The sequence below is a fragment of the Flavobacterium niveum genome, from assembly GCF_055231775.1.
The window spans coordinates 430641-448905 of sequence record NZ_JBUYSX010000001.1; the positions used below are offsets into that span (position 1 = coordinate 430641).

The 18265-nt window shown below is 40.5% G+C and carries 18 protein-coding genes and 1 tRNA gene; 10 read left to right on the top strand and 9 right to left on the bottom strand.

Annotated features, from left to right (window positions below; translation table 11 throughout):
* Positions 1-631 precede the first annotated feature (631 nt).
* The 3 genes from ACZIX4_RS01850 to ACZIX4_RS01860 all read right to left on the bottom strand — a co-directional run bounded on the left by ACZIX4_RS01850 (position 632) and on the right by ACZIX4_RS01860 (position 3712).
* The gene (locus tag ACZIX4_RS01850; RefSeq protein ID WP_463333914.1) at positions 632-1561 is read right to left on the bottom strand and encodes a hypothetical protein; all 930 of its coding nucleotides are present in this window, start codon (positions 1559-1561) and stop codon (positions 632-634) included.
* Positions 1562-1566: 5 nt separating this feature from the next.
* The gene (locus ACZIX4_RS01855) at positions 1567-1905 is read right to left on the bottom strand and encodes a hypothetical protein (RefSeq protein WP_463333915.1); all 339 of its coding nucleotides are present in this window, start codon (positions 1903-1905) and stop codon (positions 1567-1569) included.
* Between the two features lie 736 nt (positions 1906-2641).
* A complete protein-coding gene (locus ACZIX4_RS01860; protein ID WP_463333916.1) occupies positions 2642-3712 on the bottom strand; it encodes a DUF932 domain-containing protein in 1071 nt (356 codons plus the stop codon).
* Between the two features lie 524 nt (positions 3713-4236).
* Here ACZIX4_RS01860 and ACZIX4_RS01865 point away from each other — a divergent pair.
* Complete coding sequence (locus ACZIX4_RS01865; RefSeq protein ID WP_463333917.1) at positions 4237-6282, top strand: ATP-binding protein; 2046 nt, start codon at positions 4237-4239, stop codon at positions 6280-6282.
* 2 nt (positions 6283-6284) lie between these two features.
* On the top strand, positions 6285-7250 hold the full coding sequence (locus tag ACZIX4_RS01870; RefSeq protein WP_463333918.1) for a hypothetical protein: 966 nt from the start codon (positions 6285-6287) through the stop codon (positions 7248-7250).
* A gap of 27 nt (positions 7251-7277) precedes the next feature.
* On the opposite strand, the gene ACZIX4_RS01875 is transcribed toward ACZIX4_RS01870, so the two are convergent.
* Positions 7278-7640: a helix-turn-helix domain-containing protein gene (locus ACZIX4_RS01875; protein WP_463333919.1), complete on the bottom strand. Its 363-nt coding sequence runs from the start codon at positions 7638-7640 to the stop codon at positions 7278-7280.
* Between the two features lie 172 nt (positions 7641-7812).
* On the opposite strand from ACZIX4_RS01875, the gene ACZIX4_RS01880 reads away from it, so the two are divergent.
* The 5 genes from ACZIX4_RS01880 (at position 7813) to ACZIX4_RS01900 (ending at position 11691) form a co-directional block, all read left to right on the top strand.
* On the top strand, positions 7813-8250 hold the full coding sequence (locus tag ACZIX4_RS01880; RefSeq protein ID WP_463333920.1) for a hypothetical protein: 438 nt from the start codon (positions 7813-7815) through the stop codon (positions 8248-8250).
* Positions 8213-9493 carry a hypothetical protein gene (locus ACZIX4_RS01885; RefSeq protein ID WP_463333921.1) on the top strand — a complete coding sequence of 427 codons (1281 nt, stop codon included), beginning with the start codon at positions 8213-8215 and terminating at the stop codon, positions 9491-9493. The genes ACZIX4_RS01880 and ACZIX4_RS01885 overlap by 38 nt, the downstream gene beginning before the upstream one ends.
* Positions 9480-9836 (top strand): hypothetical protein, encoded by a 357-nt coding sequence (locus ACZIX4_RS01890; protein WP_463333922.1) that lies wholly within the window; start codon positions 9480-9482, stop codon positions 9834-9836. The genes ACZIX4_RS01885 and ACZIX4_RS01890 overlap by 14 nt, the downstream gene beginning before the upstream one ends.
* A gap of 111 nt (positions 9837-9947) precedes the next feature.
* Positions 9948-10142, top strand: a complete 195-nt coding sequence (locus tag ACZIX4_RS01895) for a hypothetical protein (protein WP_463333923.1) — start codon at positions 9948-9950, stop codon at positions 10140-10142.
* Positions 10129-11691, top strand: a complete 1563-nt coding sequence (locus tag ACZIX4_RS01900; protein ID WP_463334579.1) for a recombinase family protein — start codon at positions 10129-10131, stop codon at positions 11689-11691. Before ACZIX4_RS01895 ends, ACZIX4_RS01900 begins: the two co-directional genes overlap by 14 nt.
* On the opposite strand, the gene ACZIX4_RS01905 is transcribed toward ACZIX4_RS01900, so the two are convergent.
* The 4 genes from ACZIX4_RS01905 to ribD all read right to left on the bottom strand — a co-directional run bounded on the left by ACZIX4_RS01905 (position 11648) and on the right by ribD (position 13927).
* Positions 11648-11725, bottom strand: a tRNA-Val gene (locus tag ACZIX4_RS01905). The genes ACZIX4_RS01900 and ACZIX4_RS01905 overlap by 44 nt on opposite strands.
* 100 nt (positions 11726-11825) lie before the next feature.
* A complete protein-coding gene (locus ACZIX4_RS01910) occupies positions 11826-12200 on the bottom strand; it encodes a DUF4258 domain-containing protein (protein WP_463333924.1) in 375 nt (124 codons plus the stop codon).
* A gap of 67 nt (positions 12201-12267) precedes the next feature.
* Positions 12268-12888, bottom strand: a complete 621-nt coding sequence (locus tag ACZIX4_RS01915; protein ID WP_463333925.1) for an HAD-IA family hydrolase — start codon at positions 12886-12888, stop codon at positions 12268-12270.
* Positions 12866-13927 carry a bifunctional diaminohydroxyphosphoribosylaminopyrimidine deaminase/5-amino-6-(5-phosphoribosylamino)uracil reductase RibD gene (gene ribD, locus ACZIX4_RS01920; RefSeq protein WP_463333926.1) on the bottom strand — a complete coding sequence of 354 codons (1062 nt, stop codon included), beginning with the start codon at positions 13925-13927 and terminating at the stop codon, positions 12866-12868. The genes ACZIX4_RS01915 and ribD overlap by 23 nt, the downstream gene beginning before the upstream one ends.
* A gap of 88 nt (positions 13928-14015) precedes the next feature.
* On the opposite strand from ribD, the gene ACZIX4_RS01925 reads away from it, so the two are divergent.
* Positions 14016-14507, top strand: a complete 492-nt coding sequence (locus tag ACZIX4_RS01925; protein ID WP_463333927.1) for a GNAT family N-acetyltransferase — start codon at positions 14016-14018, stop codon at positions 14505-14507.
* A complete protein-coding gene (prmC, locus tag ACZIX4_RS01930) occupies positions 14504-15349 on the top strand; it encodes a peptide chain release factor N(5)-glutamine methyltransferase (protein WP_463333928.1) in 846 nt (281 codons plus the stop codon). Before ACZIX4_RS01925 ends, prmC begins: the two co-directional genes overlap by 4 nt.
* A 76-nt stretch (positions 15350-15425) precedes the next feature.
* Here prmC and ACZIX4_RS01935 read toward each other — a convergent pair whose 3' ends face one another.
* Positions 15426-16670: an ABC transporter permease gene (locus ACZIX4_RS01935; RefSeq protein ID WP_463333929.1), complete on the bottom strand. Its 1245-nt coding sequence runs from the start codon at positions 16668-16670 to the stop codon at positions 15426-15428.
* A gap of 148 nt (positions 16671-16818) precedes the next feature.
* Between ACZIX4_RS01935 and hisS the strand changes: the two genes are divergently transcribed.
* On the top strand, positions 16819-18243 hold the full coding sequence (gene hisS, locus ACZIX4_RS01940) for a histidine--tRNA ligase (RefSeq protein ID WP_463333930.1): 1425 nt from the start codon (positions 16819-16821) through the stop codon (positions 18241-18243).
* Positions 18244-18265: the final 22 nt, after the last annotated feature.

The following is an 18265-nucleotide window of genomic DNA, read 5'->3' on the forward strand; positions in this document are numbered from 1 at the left end:
AATATTATTGTTGAAATTTTCCAATTCTTTAGTATTTTGCTTTCCAAGCAATAACATACTACATATCAAGATTACCAATATTGCAGTGAGGAGGTTTGCTATGCGGAAAGAAATATAAGATTGTATTAAGCTGGTCGCTTTCCTATTGTTTATTTCTTTGTTCCTATGAAGACTGTATAATAAGTCTCTTATAACTTCTGAATTAAATTCTGCTATTGTCTTTTGATGGAAGGTCTGTACATTGGCGGGTGCCGGATTACTATAGTTATATCGCTTGAGATCGTAGTTTTTTAGTGCATTTGTTATGGTTAATATATAAAAGGATAGAGACAGTAATAAAAGTAAAAGAAGCAATAGCTTTACATAGAATGAAAAATCCCCTATCTTATCGATAAGAATTGGTACAAAAAGACTTAACAATGAAAAGATTACTCCAGTTTGTCCTACCAATTGAGAAGATTTGCTTTCTATTAGGTTTAATCTACTCTCTTCGTCCGAAGATAAGCCTTGAAGATATGACAAATGTGCACTGCTTTTTATTTCGTCAGGTTGATCATCATATAAGGTTACATGATCTGGAACAGGATTATTAATAAATTTTCCCTCAAAGATGCCTATAGAGTTAAGTAGCTTACGAATTCTTTTCATCTGACAAATAAGTTATAATAGCATTTGATATCGGCAATCCAGTTTCAAGTTCAATCCAAGCCCATTGCCCGTTAGGATTTATTTCAAGAAAAACGTAATCCTCTTCTGGCGTTTTAATAAGGTCAATCGCTCCGAAATTTAAACTTAGTTCTTTCACAAGCCTAACACAAAGATTGTTAATGTCGTCTGGCAATTCACACGCTGAAAAGGTGTTTTTTTTTCGTCTCCAGTCAATTTTAGTTGCGGGGTCATTTTGGGAATCTACTTCAGCCGCAAAAACTTTATCATCTACAACAGTCACTCTAATTTCGCTCGCTTTAATTATTTGTTCCTGAAATATACAGGGTGTCAAATCATAGTCTTCAATATTTGTAATAAGCTCTTTTGTAACAATATTAGTATATATAAACTCGGCGCCATAGTTTGAAGATATTCGTGTCTGTCCTATAGGTTTTACAATTATATCATCGTTGCACGCCTGAAAAAATTCCTTTAGCTTAAATTTAGAATTTGTAACAAGAGTCTTTGGAGTTTTGAAACCTATATTTTTTGCAGTTCTTATTTGTAAAAGTTTGTGTTCAGCTTGGTATACTGAGAATGGATTGCTTAGCCATTTAGCTTCGATTAGACTGAACAAACTCTTAAAATATGCTTCAGATTCTTTTTGAAGATAAAGTTGTACATGAGGCTTCAAGCCTGGGAAATCAGGTAGTTTTACGCGACGAAACCATACGGAATGATAAGTGCTTTCATCTAAAAGATCAATCAAATAATGCGACTGAAAGTCCACGGATAATGGGTTTTTTAAAATATCTTCACAGTTAAATCTTTTATATTGAATTTTACGCTCATTTAAAATATTTATGAGATAATCGGCAGTGTAATCTTCTTTGTGAGTAATAATTAATATCATAAACATTAATCCGTATCAGAAGACTCAAGCATTGTCCTGGTTGTCGTCATTGTTATCATTGAGGCATAATGCAAAGAATTGCGAGGGTCGGTATCAGAGCCTTCGGTGGTAGTAAAAGTTCCCGTCATAGTTGCCATCATCGTCATTGATTCGCTGTTATCTGAGTCTGAAATCTCATTAAAAACTTTAGTGCCTGTAACTGTACTCATTGTTGGCATTTGTACAGCCGGAAGTCCGGTAACTTTGTTAACATTAAGGTTTAAATGCTCATCATATTCAATCATTGAAAAATCTAAATCCGGTTCAGTTGCAGCTTCTATAAATTCTATGATTAGTGGCCTCATATATTGGTGATTAAGTTTAAACCTTAAAGATAATAAGAATTTAACTTCTTCGATATTTTATTCGAAAATGTACATAAATATTTTTTCCGTAGTGAATCTCATCTTTGCAACTATTTAAGGTTGTATCTAGCATATTCAATATTGAATTGTAGCTCGTGTTTGATTTGGAAAAGCAACACTCTCTTTTATTTTAATAGCCAAAAACCTTGCGTTTATCTTCCTCAAAAACTTTTTAAAGTTGATACCAATAGGATTCAGGCTACTATTTAAATAGCCACTTTTGACAATTTATTTGTCCTTTGAAACAGCTAGTGTTATGAGGAAAAGTTGTCGTTAGAAACGCATTGCCTCAAATACTTAAATATATCGTGTCAGTTAATGCTTGTGTAGTTTTTAATGGTGAAAAGCCATTCGATATGAGAGATCAAGTAAATGCCTATTTGACACTGTATTTTTCTTTATACGTTATACACTCTAGATTAGTTCAACGCTTTAAAAACATAGCAGCGTCCCCCGCCCCGAGTTCCGAGGGATGGGCGGCAAGAATGCGGTTGTGATACAACCGTTCATCTTGCCGATTGCACCAACGTGGCAATCTCCAAAGAAATTTTGAGCTTTCAGACAATTTCGAGATGTTTTATGAGGTAATAGCAATCAGGGGCGGATTCGTCATTATTAGGAAAAACAAGGACAGGCTAAAATGCCTGCCCCTGTTTGAGAATGGTATAATCCTGTATCAATTTAAAAGGAATATACCGCTGTCATTTTTTGCAAAACCTGCACATAACTCAAAGGCTTTTTGCGCCTTTGTTTGCGCTGTCCCACCCATAACAACAGATTGCAATTTGGCTTCTTCATCTTTGTAGTTCCTCACATTTTGGTAATAGCCGGTCACAGCATTGTAAGCCCCGAACAAAGTACCTTTTGTGGTGTCCATTTGCTGGGTATCATTTACCATCGCATAGGAAAAAGCATCCTCCACCATGTTCTTGAAAGCCGTTGACAATTCATCTTCCGCTCCCTTCTTTAAAAGGTCATAGGTTTCGTTGTTTGGGCATAGCGCCAACTGTATTAATTTCTTTACGTCGTTATCTTTTATCCTGACGTTTGCCCACTCATTAAAGATACCCTCTAACTGGCTGCTGAACGTGTTTGCCAACCCCATAACCTTGTGTGCATTCTCCAGGCGTTGCTTTGCCCCGGAGGTGTGCTTAATACGCACCACATTGGTCATGTTCTTTAGTGAGGCGTTAAGGGTATTTTGGCATACAATGCGCACAGGTGTAAAGGCTGCCGTTATGCTTCCGCTACCGTCGTGAGAGGTGGTCAGGAAGATGTATTTTTCGGTTACATCGTCGCCGTCGCCCACACGGATATAGCCGGGTAACTTAGCGGTAATAAAAATGTGGGCGCCGTTTCCTAAAGCCCCTGCTGTTTCGTATAAGATGCCACTTTCACCGCCTACTATAGCATCAAAGAAAGCAAACGCATCATGGTTCTGTACAATGTGGTAATCTTTGCCCACCACACCCAAAACCGTATTGTTATCGCTGCGCACATTGGCAAAATAGTTTGGCACTTTAATTGGCTCGCCAGCAGTTAAATCTATACCAGTTTGTAGGGTTTCGACGCCGTTAGTAAACAGCGGAGATTTTACCACTTCATAGTCCAGCCCTGCGTGTTTAATTGCCTCCGAACTTGTGGGGTATTCGGTTACGACCTGGCCTAAATTGTGCCATGCTTTTTCCTTCACGCTGAAGAAAGAATAACGGCCTGTCTTTTCGTTGAAATTAAGATTGTGTCCCATGATTTCCAAGATTTAAAAATTAAGTAATACTAATTCATCACTTTTCTTTTTAAGCCGTCAGCCTCCATAAAACACATTAGTTTTCCACAAAGAAAAAACGGAAAAAAAGAAAGCAGGTAAAAAGTGCGGGCGCAGCGGGAAACCAAAAGGAAACGGAATAAGTCCCGAAGGGTGGCGAGGCACGAGCCATTATGCCGTAGTCTTTTGGTTTGCCGGCGTGAGCTGCGCCTGCAATAACTTAGCTGCCTTTTTTGACGTTTCGCATGTGGAAAACAATCAGCAGAAAATTAAATAAATCTTTAGGTTGTGGGAATATCAGGAAAGTGCATGTCTGAAGGAGCATGCTCTTGGAACAATACAGAAACAAATGCTGACGGTAAGCCGGAAGGTTTTGTTTTAAAAGCTCGGTCTTATGTCAATTGCTAGGAATAATACTGCTGTTAAAAGTTGAACTAAAAAATAATTGAGAGAATTACCTTAAATATCATATATTAGGTATTGCATTAATAATCAATAAATTTCACATGATAGTAAGTATCTACTTAGAAGAACACGAATATTTGATAGATAAACCGCAAACACTAAATTTTGGAGGGAAGTATCTGTATTCATTTAACAAGATAGGTGAAGATTTAATAGTACAGCGCAAGCTCAATGAGAGATATATACCTGATTTCTTTAATGTTTCTGACAGCACTTGCAGCATAGAGTTAATAAGCGCTATTGTGGGGCAAAACGGTGTCGGGAAATCGTCAATACTGGACGTAATAAGAAGCTTATTTGTTGAACATAAATATTCCATGCCGCATAATATTTGTACCGTTTTAGCAGAAATTGACGGTGAAACTAAGGTCCTTTATTCTAACCTTAAAGCATTTATTGTTGTTGATAATGACAAAGACAATATTTCCATACAACGAGATTTTATAATTAAAAAAACACTTAATGGTGAACAATTGCCTGAAGGATATAATGAATTAGAAAATGTTAATATAAAAGATTTCCAAACCATATATTATTCTCCTCATTTTGACTTAAAATATAATAGTAATTTCAGTGATGTTGACGAATATGACATATCTCTTGACCAATACATAAAAGGGGATTTTGAAAATATTGATAAAAAGGGAACTAATGAAAATGGCTGGCGCTTTAGATTGCATGAAGAGTTGATATTTAAAAATTCGATAAGACAAGTTGAATTTCTAAACTCTGAAATTTTTAAAAATAATTTGGTGTTTAGGAATGTTTTTGAGCTACCGGAATATGAAACAGGGATTATACATTTTAGAGAAGTCGAAATGCCTGATTTTTGGAATACACCTAATCCGCTGCGCCCCATAATTGAAGTTATATTAGAAAAAGCAGAAAATGAAAGTAAGAATTGGCATATTTTTCGAGACGAAAATTCTAAAGTAGAAAGGAACTTACGACAAGCATTAGTAAACAAGTATCTATTAGAACGGTTTGTAATAAGATGTTTTATCTCCGTCGTAGTTCAACAAATGGAGAAGCATAATACTTGGCTTGAAGAGGGAAAAATTGAGAATCCTTACGATAGAAACCGTTTTGAAAATTCATCTGCAATTGAAATACTTATTCATTTTATTAAAGAAAGTTATGTCGAAAAAGGAAAATACAAAAAGCACATCTTTAATTATGATGAAATTCTTCCTTTTTTTGAAAAATTAAAATCACTTTTTGAAAAGGAGTCTGATCCAGATAATATAAATAAGCAAAGTATAAGACTAACTTTAATTGAAGTTAAAGAACTCCTAGAGCTGCATAAAAGAATAATAAACAATTTGCTGCATTATTATCCAAAAAGAGAAGGATTGATTGATAAAGCTAACTACACAGATGGATTTATTTCATTTAGACCAACTGAAAGAAGCCTGAGTTCAGGGGAAAACGCATTATTAAATTTCTTTTCAAAACTTTATAACTTCATATTTACAAATTTAACTCGTCAGAGCCAGTCTCTACCCAGTAAAACAAATTATATTTTATTATTAGATGAAGCTGATTTAGGATTTCACCCCGTATGGAAGAAAAAATATGTAAATGCAATTTTAAAAACTCTTCCATATTTCTTTGAAGTTCTTGAAATAGAACCAAAATTACAAATAATAATTACTACACATGATCCGCTTACATTGTCGGATTTTCCTATCAACAACGTGGTTTTTCTCCAAAAAGACACTAACTTTTGTGCTATAATTTCAGAGACAGATAAGAACAGAATTAAAAAAACATTCGGAGCAAATATCACCGATTTGTTAGCTCATTCGTTTTTTGTTGAAGATGGTTTAGTTGGAGATTTCTCAAAATCCAAAATAAAAGATACTATAAACTGGATAAACGAGAACCAAAAACTATCGGATTTAAGAAAATCTACACCTCAGTTCCAAGAAAAATTAAAGTATTACAAACAGTTAATTAATCTTATTGACGAAAAGATTGTTAAATTGAAACTTACAGAAATGATAACTGACCTCGTTCCAGATAATAATTACTATAATCAGATTATTGACAACGAGATCCAATTCTTAATAAATAAAAAGAAGTAGATATGCATTCTATTGATGATAATCTTCATAACATTATAGAGGCAAGAGATCATCATTATCTCATAATGCGTTATATAATTAAAAAAAAATTAAATGGAAATGCTTTTTCTGAAACAGCTCCCATAGCTATTATTAATAAAATAAATAAAATTAAGGGAATAAAAAGCACCATAGCAAAATTCTTAAATGATGAAGTTAATTTACGTACTGTATTAATTGGTACTCCTGATGAACTCGATACGATAAAGGCAAAGTTCACGTCAAGAGGTTTAAAGAAATCTCTTAAAACATTACTTAATTATGAAAGTTGGATAAAGACTGATGATAAGGCAACATACAGATATTACAATGCATATCATTTGGCTGAAAAGTTAGACATACCAACTTGTGTTTACTGTAATCGCATTTATACTAAAACGGTAATAACTAGTTCAGGAAAAAAAGTTACTAGACCTACGTTTGACCATTGGTTTTCCAAAAGTAACTATCCTTTGTTGGCACTGTCATTCTACAATTTAATCCCCAGTTGTTCTGTCTGTAATAGCGGAGTTAAAGGCAACACTCCTTTTACTCTTTCAACTCATTTCCATCCGTATTATAAAAGCCCTTCTAATGATTTAAAATACACATTCAGTTATGATTATAGAGACTACGATAAATTCAGTTTCAAGATTATCACAAATAAAGGTGATGATTTTTCGAACACGTCTTTAAAAGCGTTTGAGTTAGAAGAAATATTTAAGGCTCATGAAGACGAAATTGAGGATTTAAGAAGGATTAAAGATGCTTATTCAGAAGATTATATTGACATGTTAGAAAGTCAAATTTTAGACGGTATTACATTAAATAGAGATGAGGTTTATCGTTTAGCTTTTGGAGTACACTTTCAGGAAGCCAAGTTTGACAGAAGACCTTTAAGTAAGATGAAAAAAGATATTTTAATAGAATTAGGCATCATTAAACCTTAAAATTATGATTGTAAGTTGCGGGGCAAATTACTTATTTAATAATTTTTCTAAATAAGCAACCTTATCTTTTTCAGCCTGCAATAATCTTTCATATAATTCTACAACTTTTTCAATAGGATTGAAGTTGTTCTGTATTGAATTATCGTGGAAGTTATTAATGTTATTGAAGATAGCTTCTTCAGTAAAATTCTTGATGGCTTCAGCGGTAACTCCTAGCGCAGTAGCTATTTCCTGAAGTTTTTTATCTTCTACAGTTTCACTATTTTCAATGTTTGAAACAGCTTGTTGGCTAATGCCTAAAGCAGTAGCCAAAGCTTCCTGCTTCATACCTCGCAATTCACGGATGCGGCTAATCTTTCTTCCTATATGGTTTTTTGTTGCTGTGCTCATAACTCAAAGGTATTGAAAATTCTGTATGGATTTATTTAGCTGGTAAAATACAAGCAGTTACTGGTAAACCACAACCGTTTGTGGTTCGGTACGTTACCGCTGTGCCTTTACTTGCTGTGTACAAACAAAAATAAAGTTTTTCGATGATGTACAACAGTAAAAGTAAGAGAATATGGATCACCCAATTAAAATTCCGCAAGGCCATCCCGAACATAACGGGCTGGAACAGGCCGTGGGCAACATCACGGGCTTTTTGCATACCGATGCCGTATATGTTTCCCTGATCGAAGGAAATGATAAAATACTTATCTGCACAATTGTTTCAGATGGCTTCTATGAAGAGCTGGAGGCTTTCCAGAACAGCAAGGTAGTGGAATCGCATCCTGACTATGTCTTTAAATTCTTCAGTGCCGATTGGGCAAAGCACGCCTTTAAAAAAGGCCTGCCGCTGTTTATCGAGCATTGTGCTTTGGAGAAATTGGTATATGCACGGCCTGATACCAAAGTATTCTGTCCCGCCCAGATCAATACCAAGCCCTTAGTAAAAAGGGTTAACGTCCCGTTTCAGGGAAATGAAATGGGCTGCCGACGCATGCCTAAAGAACTATAAAGGCCTGAACCGTTCGGGCAGGGTGTTAGAAGCTGCCTTTTGCCTGCACCAAGGCTTACGCTATTTACTTATGTCGGCTTCCGAACTGTACGGCGATGCCTTTATCGGCAGCAACAGCCTTTACGAGCAATACCAGTGGGTCATTAATTTCGTTCCGCAGTTAAAGGAATTTCTTGATTACGATACTGAAGAGGGCAAAAAAATCGTAGAAACCCTTGACGCGACCTATTACTCGGTTTTCTTTAAGGAACTGGAAATTGACGAAAAGCAAAGCATTGAAAAAGCCTTTAAGGCAGTCGAAGCTATCCATTCGTTTTTATCAGGACAGCTAAAGCCGAAGCTAAAGGACTACAAGACTGCATTGGCCGGTTCGGTAGCAAAACACTTTTCAGGCGTGCGCATACTTCAGGAACCGCTGGATAGCAATTATAAAATCGGTGCCGCGCTGTCAAGCATCAGCGATATTATCTACGGCTATATCAATACCCGCTCGGCGTTCTGCTTTGGCTATAGGCCGTACGACAGCCTAAAGCCATCCCAAAAGCATTACCGGGATCCGGGCTTCCACTTTTACATTGTGGTATTCGCAATGGAGTTCAAGGAAAATGCCGCCTCGGTTATTGAGGCCAAGGTGCGCAACCTGCTGGGCGGTAAGCATAAGGTCACCATACTGCTGCACCGCAGGCAGTCTATCAGGAAGAAACGGGACAACGACCGCTGGTTCTTCAGCAAGCTTATTGACAACGGGCTTCAAATCGGTAGCAGCCTTAGAATAGCAGGCAGAGCTATCAAGAGGGATGTGCAGGAATCGGTATGCTATTGGTTCGACAGGCAGCTGGCCGCCGAATCGTTTCTTACTTCTGCTGCTATGCTGGGTAAGGATGAAGAGGCTTTGGTCAAAAACTCCCTGCTGCACCAAGCAGTGGTGAACCTTTCCTTAGGGCTTATTGAACTGTATGCAGCGTACCGCCCCAACCGTGTTAACCTAGGGCATTTATTTGCGCTGCTGCACTACCTTTTCGACAAGGACTTTACCGCTGGCTTCAAGGCCGGAACGGACAGTTCGCTTTATGTGCTGCTTGCAGCAAACCCCGATATGGCACGCTACAAGGACGTGAACCAATACAGCATCGCTGACAGCAACAAATTGGAAACTATTTGCAGGCAGTTTTATAATACGGTGCTGGAACTGGCAAAAGCACAAATTGATAACTTAAAAAATAATAGCAATGGAAACGGATAAACTAAAAGCGCTTACCGAGTTGGCAGAAACCCTCGGAAAAGCAACCCAGTTCAACATGCTGGAACCTTATGAGGGGCGTGAAGGGATGCATACTGCAAAATTATACTTCCTTGGGTACAACGACCTTACCCTGACCGTGATGGATCTTATCAAGGTAAGCGTTGCGGCGTTATATGGATTGGAAGAACACGATGGCAATAAGAAATACGCTTCGGCCTATACCATTGCGGAAGTGCTTGGACTTGCACTGGAACTCATGCCGATGGAAGAATCGGAGATCATCGACGAATGCTACAAACTGCACCTGAAGCTTAGGGCTGACCCACCTTCTGATCCTGGGTAAATTTTGATTATGATGATTTGAGATTTGCCTCCTACCTTTAGCGGTCAACATTTCGAGAGAGTAAAAGGCCGATCGTCGGTCTTTTTCATTTAATGCTAAAGAAGGTGCGCTATGGAAAATGAGAAAAGGACTAATGGAAGGATTGGCCCCGAAAGGGCGTGGCAATTACTGAAGAAAGCAGGGTTGGACGTAACACTGGAACAGGCACAGGAAATACTGAATTTCCTACGAAAGATGGCAAATATTACCGTATCAAATTACCTAAAGAGAAAAAACCGAAACAAGAGTAACCATGAAAGCAAATAAGATAGCAGACCTGTATGTAAGGGTAAGTACCGACGAGCAGGCAGATAAGGGATATTCACAGCGCAACCAAGAAGAAGTGCTGCGCAAGTATTGCATGATAAATGAGATAACCATCCGTGAAGTGATATATGAAGACCACTCGGCAAAATCGTTCAACCGCCCTGCATGGAAGAAACTGTTGGTACTGCTGAAGAAGCAAAAGCACAAAACGGACCTTGTACTGTTCACCAAATGGGACAGGTTCAGCCGTAATGCAGGAGATGCTTACCAAATGATAAGCATCCTGCGCAAGGCGGGTGTGGAGCCTCAGGCCATAGAACAGCCACTGGACTTGTCCATCCCAGAAAACAAGATGATGCTTGCGTTTTACCTTGCGGCACCTGAAGTGGAGAACGACCGCAGGGCGTTGAACGTGCTGTACGGCATGCGCAGGGCAATGAAGGAAGGGCGTTATGTGAGCCAAGCCCCGATAGGCTATGCGAACAAGTCAAAAGAGGACGGCAGGAAATACATAGCCCCAAAGGAACCACAGGCTGGTATCATCAAGTGGGCATTTGAGGAAATCGCCAAGGGCATCTTCAACACGGAAGATATCCTGCGTATGGCACGCAGGAAAGGCTTAAGCGTAGGCAAGAACGCCTTTTGGCTGGCCATCCGCAACCCGTTGTACTGCGGCAAGATCTTCGTGCCCAAATTCAAGGACGAGGAAAGCCAGTTGGTAAAAGGGCAGCATGAGGCCATCATTACCGAAGACCTGTATTACACCGTCCAGGATGTACTGGACGGGCGTAGCAGGTCATACCGCCCAAAAATGCAGATTGATGCGGACTTCCCACTGAGGGGTTTCCTGCGCTGCCCAAAATGCCTGAAGGTGCTTACGGCGAGTAAGTCAAAAGGGCGAAGCCGTTACTATTCATACTACCATTGCTTTGGCGGCTGCACGCACCGCATGAGGGCAGAACCTGTGAACGAACTTTTCAAGCTGGAACTGGACAAGTTCATGCCACGTCCTGAGATCAAGGAACTGTATGTGGAATTAATCGTAGAAGCCTATAACGAACAGACCAAAGGTTCACAGGATGAAAAGAAACGTATCCTTGCCCAGCTGAAGGATTATGAAGGAAGATTAAGCCATGCAAGGGACTTGCTGGCCACCCGTAAGATCGATGCGGACGACTACAGGGAAATGAAATCGGATTACGGTTCCATGATAACCAAGCTGGAGGTCAAGCTCGGAACCCTGAACAATGAGGATGATGACATCGAAGAACTGCTTAGAAAGGGGATTGACAGGCTGTTGAACATGAGAATGCTGTTTGATACGGGGAAACTGGAGGATGTGCGTGGGTTGATCGGTTCAATATATCCTGAGAATTTTTCATTTGAAGAAAATGAATTTCGAACCGGCAGGATTAACGAGGCGGTTAACCTAATCTATCTAATTAACAAGGAAATAGACAAGCATAAAAAAAGGACAAAGAGTAAAAAAACTTCTTTGTCCTTTATGGTGGGCGATGAGGGGTTCGAACCCCCGACCCCCTCGGTGTAAACGAGGTGCTCTGAACCAGCTGAGCTAATCGCCCCAATGTGTTATTAACAATTTCAACCGCGTTTCCTTGTTTGTTATTGCGAGTGCAAAGATAACACAGTTTTTAATATCTGCAAGATAAAATGATAAAAAAATTAAGGTTTTTTTACATTTAGCAGGGTAGCCTTCTCTTCGTTGTTTACAACTTCCAGTATAATAGTTTCACCCTTAGCATTTTTACCTTCTATAGTATACAGTTTTCCACCTTTTACAGGCTTGTTACTTTTATCAAAATCTACGTCACCATATTGTAAGGTCATGTCTATATCCTTTTGGTTTACCCAACCTTCACTATACGCTTTCTTGGCATCATCACTTATAAAGAGCCCCTTTGTACGGATGTTTTTCAATACGCGGCAGTTTGGCAAATAACAAAAGTCCTGTCCGCGTCCGTTAAATATCATAGCTACTAAAAATCCGCCCAGGGTAAGCCCGAACAGGTAATATGCTAACCTGTGTTTAAATTTCATTACTTAGAAAAATTTGTGCAAAAATAATCAAATACAGGTTAGCATCTTAACTGTAAGTAAATAATATTTAAGCCGTTTTTTCCATAGAAAGGATACCACGGTCAAAAAGTTGGGTAACGTCTTCGGTATCTTTTTGCAGTGTCCATATTTTAAGGCCAAGCGCTTCGGCTACATCGGTATTAGATTTTTTATCATCAACCAAAAGTGTACGCTTTGGCTGAAGGTTATGGTTTTTTATAAGCATACTAAATGCTTCCGGATCAGGTTTACGCACTCCGGTTTCATGGGAATAATATACCTTTTCGAAGCAGCGGTAGAAGTCGCCATAGAAACTGCTGCCGGTATCGTGCTCAAACTTCTCGATATGAATAGCATCGGTATTACTCAGCAGGAATAACCGGTAACTGTCCGATAGCTTTTGAAGAAACTCAAGCCGTTTCAGCGGGAAATCGCCTATACTGGCATTCCAGGCATCAATAACTTCACTTTCAGTAGCGTTGTTGGTACGCTCTTGTAGTGTTTTAATGAAAAAGTTACTGCTTACGGCTCCGGCTTCAAAGCGGCGGTCCAGCTTTTGCAGTTCGCTGTCCCATTCGGTAAGGCCAAGTGCAGCCAGGGCTTTGCGTTGGGCTTCGGGTTTCTTGTCCAGAAATACATCGCCAAGGTCAAATATTATCGCTTGTACCATAGTTCCTCAATATTAACAGTTCATCATTAAGGATTTGTTGTTTTGCAACCACTGTACCCGATATTGCCGGAGATACCACTCCCTTACCGAAAACAACGGTACCTTTAAATATACGGGCTTCGTCCCATAGGCCCGCATCAATAAAGCTTTTCAGGGTTTGGCTGCCACCTTCTATAATTACAGAAAGCAGGTTATGCCTGTGCAATATCTCGGCAATACGTTCAGGCAGGTGGCTGCCAAAAGCGGTTTGCTCATACAACAGATTGTCTAAGTTAATAAAATCTGTTTGTTCTGTCAAAACTATTGTATTGATTTTTTGGTCTTTAACACTGTATGTGCTATTAATCTTACCCTTACTGTCCAGTACTATACGGGTAGGGTTGGGGCCTGTCCACGAACGTACATCCAGCTTTGGGTTATCGTCCAGTACCGTTTGTGTACCCACTAAAATAGCTTCTTCTTCGCTACGCCACTTATGTACCAATTGGCGTGAATAGCCATTAGTAATCCAAACCGGTTTTGTATCGTTTCGCTCTGCGGGGCTTAAAAAACCATCGGCACTCTCGGCCCATTTCAGTATTATGTATGGCCTTTTCTTTTCGTGAAAGGTAAAAAAACGGCGGTTGCTGTCGCGGCATTCCTTTTCCAGTACGCCCACAATTACTTCCCGTCCTGCTTCGCGCAACTTCCGTATACCATTACCCGCTACCTTAACGTGTGGATCAGTAGTGCCTACTACTATTGTTTTTATCTGCTGGGCAATGATAAGGTCGCAGCAGGGCGGCGTTTTACCATGATGGCTGCACGGTTCCAGGCTTACATACAATGTAGCTTCAGGTATCAGGTGGCGGTCTTCTGGGCAGACAGAATTAACACAATTCACTTCACCGTGGGGGCCGCCATAAGGTGAGGTATGGCCTTCGCCAATAATCCTTCCGTTATGTACCAGTACGGCGCCTACACTTGGGTTTGGCATGGCAGCCCGCATACCGGTTTCGGCAAGTTCCAGGCAACGCTTCATGTATGTTTCGTGAGTCATCTTCAAGTAGCAAAGCTTCAAAGTTACAAAGTTTCCGATTACCAAATAACCGGATTACCAAATCCACAAATAACCGTATTTTTGCGGTATGCAAAATATTGTAATCCGTAAAATACAGCCTGCCGATAATGCCGCCATAGCAGCCATTATCCGTGGGGTGTTCGATGAACTTGATGCTCCAAAAACAGGCACTGCTTATGCCGACCCTATCCTGGACAGGCTTAATGAGGTATATACCACCCAAAATTCAGTATACTATGTAGCCGAAATCGACGGTGTAGTTGTTGCCGGAGCCGGTATAGCCCCGCTTGAAAACGGCCCTGAAGGCATTTGCGAATTGCAAAAAATGTACAGCAATACCTTAGCACGTGGCAAAGGGATTGGTGCCCTGCTTATGGAAACCTGCCTTAAAGCTGCTGCAGAATTTGGCTATAGCCAATGCTATCTGGAAACCCTGCCGTATATGGATGCTGCCCAAAAACTGTATAAAAAATACGGTTTCTATTATCTTGATGCCCCTATGGGCAATACCGGACATAGTTCTTGCCCGGTGTGGATGCTAAAAAACCTTGTACCATGACCCTGAAAGAATATAAAGAAGCATTTACCGCAACGCTAACCCCGCTGTATGATGCAGCCGAGGCCGAACGTTTTTTCATCATTTCGCTTGAAGAACTGAAAGGCTGGAAACGCATCGATTATTTAATGCGCAGCAATGAAACGGTTACTGCTGAGGAAACAGGGCAATGGCAAAATGTGCTGCATCAATTGGAACAATATAGGCCGATACAGTATATTTTTGGCAAGGCATATTTTTACGGGCTTGAGTTTAAGGTTAACGAAAATACGCTGATTCCACGCCCCGAAACTGAGGAACTGGTAGAATGGATTATCCATGAAAACAACAAAAAACAGCAACTAAGCATACTGGACATAGGCACCGGCTCAGGGTGTATACCGATTAGCCTTGGCAAAAACCTCCCGCAAACTGAAGTATCAGCCATAGATGTTTCAAAAGAGGCATTGGCTGTAGCCAAAGAAAATGCAGTAACAAACAATGTGCAAGTGAACTTTATCCTGACAGATATACTTACAGCAGAAAACCTGCCACAGCAGTACGACGTGATTGTATCTAACCCTCCTTATGTGCGGAACCTTGAAAAATCAGAAATAAAACCAAATGTGCTGGAACACGAACCACACCTGGCCCTGTTTGTAGAAGATACCGACCCGCTTATATTTTACAGAAAAATTGCACAGTTGGCACTAAACCACCTGAAACCCGGAGGTAAGCTATACTACGAAATAAACCAATACCTTGGCCCGGAAACCGTAGCTTTATTAGAAGATATGGGCTTTAAAAATGTTGTACTTCGCAAAGACCTTTTCGGTAACGACAGAATGATTTCCTGTGTTATTTAAGTTTTCGGTCTCAGTCTCAGTTTTCAGTCATAGCATGTAGTCATAGTACGTAGTAACTGAAAACTGAGACTGCATGCTATTCGTATCGTAATGCCTCAACAGGATCAAGCCTTGCGGCTTTTATAGCTGGTAGTAGCCCGGAAACAATGGTAACACCCACAACTACACCGAGTGCAGCTATTGTGGCAGCCCAGGGCATAGGGAAGCTAAGGTTAAATGCAACGGATATTCCATATCCCGACAATATTCCCAATGCAATACCCACAAGGCCTCCTATAAAGCAAATAACCAGCGTTTCGGTAAAAAACTGCATGGCTACAATAGCCTTTGTTGCGCCTAATGATTTTCGTACACCAATTTCGCGGGTACGTTCGGTTACAGAAACCAGCATAATGTTCATGAGTGCCACAGATGAACCAAATATGGTGATAATCCCCACACCCCAGGCTATGTAACTTAAAAACTCGGTATCAGACCTAAGGGTTTCCAATAGTTCGTCGCTGCGTTCTATACCAAAGTTTTGTGTAGCAGTAGGCGGCAGCTTACGTACACGGCGCATGGCCAGCGTGGCTTCACCTACAGCGCCATCCAGAAAATCCTGTTTTGCTATACTTACTTTTATTGTATAGTCCAGCCCCGATGCGGTAAACAGCGAACGCGCCAGTTGTATCGGTATAATTACGTTAAGGTCCTGACGGTTTCCAAAGGTAGAGCCGCGTGCCTTAAGCACACCTATAACCTTAAACTTAGCCCCTCGTATGGATATTACCTGGCCTACAGGGTTAACATCTTTAAGCACACCTTTTTCAAAGTCGGCACCTACTACACATACGTAATTATTATTGGTAATATCAAAATTGGCAAAATTACGTCCCTGTGTAACTTCAAGCCCGGAGTTGGGTAAAAAATTCTCATCAGCCCCCACTACGGTAATCTCCGGGTCTGATTTTTTTATGCCGAATTTCACTTCGGCACTGCTGGCAGCAACAAACGAAAGTGATGTTTTAGCCCCCGGAAAATGATACCTGTCCTGAAATGCTTTAGCCTGTGGGTAGGTTATCGCAGGATTTTCACGGGCATCGGCATCATTCTGGCGGCCCATACGGTTGCTGTTGTCGTATCGTGTAATACTAAAAGTATTAGCACCCATACCGGCAAAGCTGCTGCTTATACTGTTTTCCAGTACCGCCACGGCAGCAAGTATACCTACCAGTGCCCATATACCCAGGCTAATGATAAAAACAGTAAGCGTAGTACGCAGTGCCTGCCCTTTAATGGAGCCCAGCGCTATTTTGGTATTTTCCCTGAAAAGGTTAAACATGATGCGATTCCTGATTGATAATTAATGCTAAAATAAAACATTTCTGTTTATGGTTTGTCGCTCATTGTACGCGGTTGTTACAGTACGCTGCCCTAAAACTTAAATCTAAATACCGAAATGGCTATATTTGCACAAAAATTTTACTACAATGGCAAAACCGGGAATCCCTAAGGGAACAAGAGATTTTTCACCCGCAGAGGTGGCTAAGCGTCAGTACATCATATCGGTAATAAAACGACATTTTGAACTGTTCGGCTTCCAGCCTATAGAAACCCCTTCGTTTGAAAACTCCGATACCCTGATGGGAAAATACGGCGAGGAAGGCGACAGGCTTATTTTTAAGATACTGAACAGCGGCAACTATTTTTATGATAAAAAAGGCGTTGAACTACCGGCTTCGTTAAACGAGCTGTTGGTTAATTCAGCTGAGACAATTACAACAGAGCAGCTGGTGGACCTGAATAAGTTTACGGCAAAAATATCTGAAAAAGCCCTTCGTTATGACCTTACCGTGCCGTTTGCCCGCTATGTGGTGCAGCACCAGAATGAGATAACCTTCCCTTTTAAGCGTTACCAGGTACAGCCGGTATGGCGTGCCGATAACCCACAAAAAGGCCGTTTCCGTGAGTTTTACCAGTGCGATGCCGACGTGGTGGGCAGTACTTCGCTATGGCAGGAAGTGGAACTGGTGCAATTGTATGATGCCGTATTTACCTCACTTGGACTGGCCGGTGTTACCATAAAAATAAATAACCGTAAGGTACTTGGCGGTATTGCCGAGGTCATAGGTGCCAAGGATAAGCTGATTGACTTTACCGTAGCGCTTGATAAGCTTGACAAGATTGGCGAAGCCGGTGTTAAGGCTGAAATGGAAGCGAAAGGCATTAGTGCAGTAGCGATTGAAAAAGTGCAGCCGCTGTTTAATTTTACCGGAACCATAAGTGAAAAGATAGAACAACTTGCCGGCCTGCTTGCTTCATCTGAAGAAGGTATGAAAGGTGTGGAGGAGCTTCGTTTTATATGTAATAATGTAGCTGAAGTTGGCTTAGGGACTTCTGTACTTGACCTTGATGTTACATTGGCCCGTGGGCTTAACTATTACACCGGGGCTATATTTGAAGTTTCTTCCCCTGAGGGAGTAAAACTTGGCTCTATAGGTGGCGGTGGCCGTTATGATGACCTTACCGGTATCTTCGGGCTTAAGAATATGAGCGGGGTAGGTATATCGTTTGGGCTTGACCGTATTTACCTTGTGGTTGAAGAGCTTGGCCTGTTCCCGGAGACGGTAACTGAGGGTGCTAAAGTGTTGTTTATCAACTTTGGTGATAAAGAGGCACTTTACGCCCAAAAGGCTGTAAGCAGGCTGCGTACCGAAAATATAAAAGCTGAGGTATACCCTGATGCTGCCAAAATAGGAAAACAATTCCAGCATGCCGATAAACGTGCCATACCATACGCGGTTATGGCGGGCGATGCTGAAATGGCTTCGGGTACTTATACCCTTAAAAACCTGGCTTCAGGTGAGCAACAAAGCGTTACTTTTGAAGAACTGATTGCGGTACTAAATAGTTAATAAAACGTAGTTTACATACAAA

Excerpts from the sequence above, each read along its gene's own strand:
- ACZIX4_RS01890 (WP_463333922.1), top strand. The coding sequence starts at position 9,480 with ATGGAAACGGATAAACTAAAAGCGCTTACCGAGTTGGCAGAAACCCTC.
- ACZIX4_RS01870 (WP_463333918.1), top strand. The coding sequence starts at position 6,285 with ATGCATTCTATTGATGATAATCTTCATAACATTATAGAGGCAAGAGAT.
- ACZIX4_RS01880 (WP_463333920.1), top strand. The coding sequence starts at position 7,813 with ATGGATCACCCAATTAAAATTCCGCAAGGCCATCCCGAACATAACGGG.
- ACZIX4_RS01860 (WP_463333916.1), bottom strand. The coding sequence starts at position 3,712 with ATGGGACACAATCTTAATTTCAACGAAAAGACAGGCCGTTATTCTTTC.
- ACZIX4_RS01910 (WP_463333924.1), bottom strand. The coding sequence starts at position 12,200 with ATGAAATTTAAACACAGGTTAGCATATTACCTGTTCGGGCTTACCCTG.
- ACZIX4_RS01915 (WP_463333925.1), bottom strand. The coding sequence starts at position 12,888 with ATGGTACAAGCGATAATATTTGACCTTGGCGATGTATTTCTGGACAAG.
- prmC (WP_463333928.1), top strand. The coding sequence starts at position 14,504 with ATGACCCTGAAAGAATATAAAGAAGCATTTACCGCAACGCTAACCCCG.
- ACZIX4_RS01875 (WP_463333919.1), bottom strand. The coding sequence starts at position 7,640 with ATGAGCACAGCAACAAAAAACCATATAGGAAGAAAGATTAGCCGCATC.
- ACZIX4_RS01895 (WP_463333923.1), top strand. The coding sequence starts at position 9,948 with ATGGAAAATGAGAAAAGGACTAATGGAAGGATTGGCCCCGAAAGGGCG.
- hisS (WP_463333930.1), top strand. The coding sequence starts at position 16,819 with ATGGCAAAACCGGGAATCCCTAAGGGAACAAGAGATTTTTCACCCGCA.
- ACZIX4_RS01865 (WP_463333917.1), top strand. The coding sequence starts at position 4,237 with ATGATAGTAAGTATCTACTTAGAAGAACACGAATATTTGATAGATAAA.
- ACZIX4_RS01855 (WP_463333915.1), bottom strand. The coding sequence starts at position 1,905 with ATGAGGCCACTAATCATAGAATTTATAGAAGCTGCAACTGAACCGGAT.
- ACZIX4_RS01925 (WP_463333927.1), top strand. The coding sequence starts at position 14,016 with ATGCAAAATATTGTAATCCGTAAAATACAGCCTGCCGATAATGCCGCC.
- ACZIX4_RS01935 (WP_463333929.1), bottom strand. The coding sequence starts at position 16,670 with ATGTTTAACCTTTTCAGGGAAAATACCAAAATAGCGCTGGGCTCCATT.
- ACZIX4_RS01850 (WP_463333914.1), bottom strand. The coding sequence starts at position 1,561 with ATGATATTAATTATTACTCACAAAGAAGATTACACTGCCGATTATCTC.
- ACZIX4_RS01885 (WP_463333921.1), top strand. The coding sequence starts at position 8,213 with ATGAAATGGGCTGCCGACGCATGCCTAAAGAACTATAAAGGCCTGAAC.
- ACZIX4_RS01900 (WP_463334579.1), top strand. The coding sequence starts at position 10,129 with ATGAAAGCAAATAAGATAGCAGACCTGTATGTAAGGGTAAGTACCGAC.
- ribD (WP_463333926.1), bottom strand. The coding sequence starts at position 13,927 with ATGACTCACGAAACATACATGAAGCGTTGCCTGGAACTTGCCGAAACC.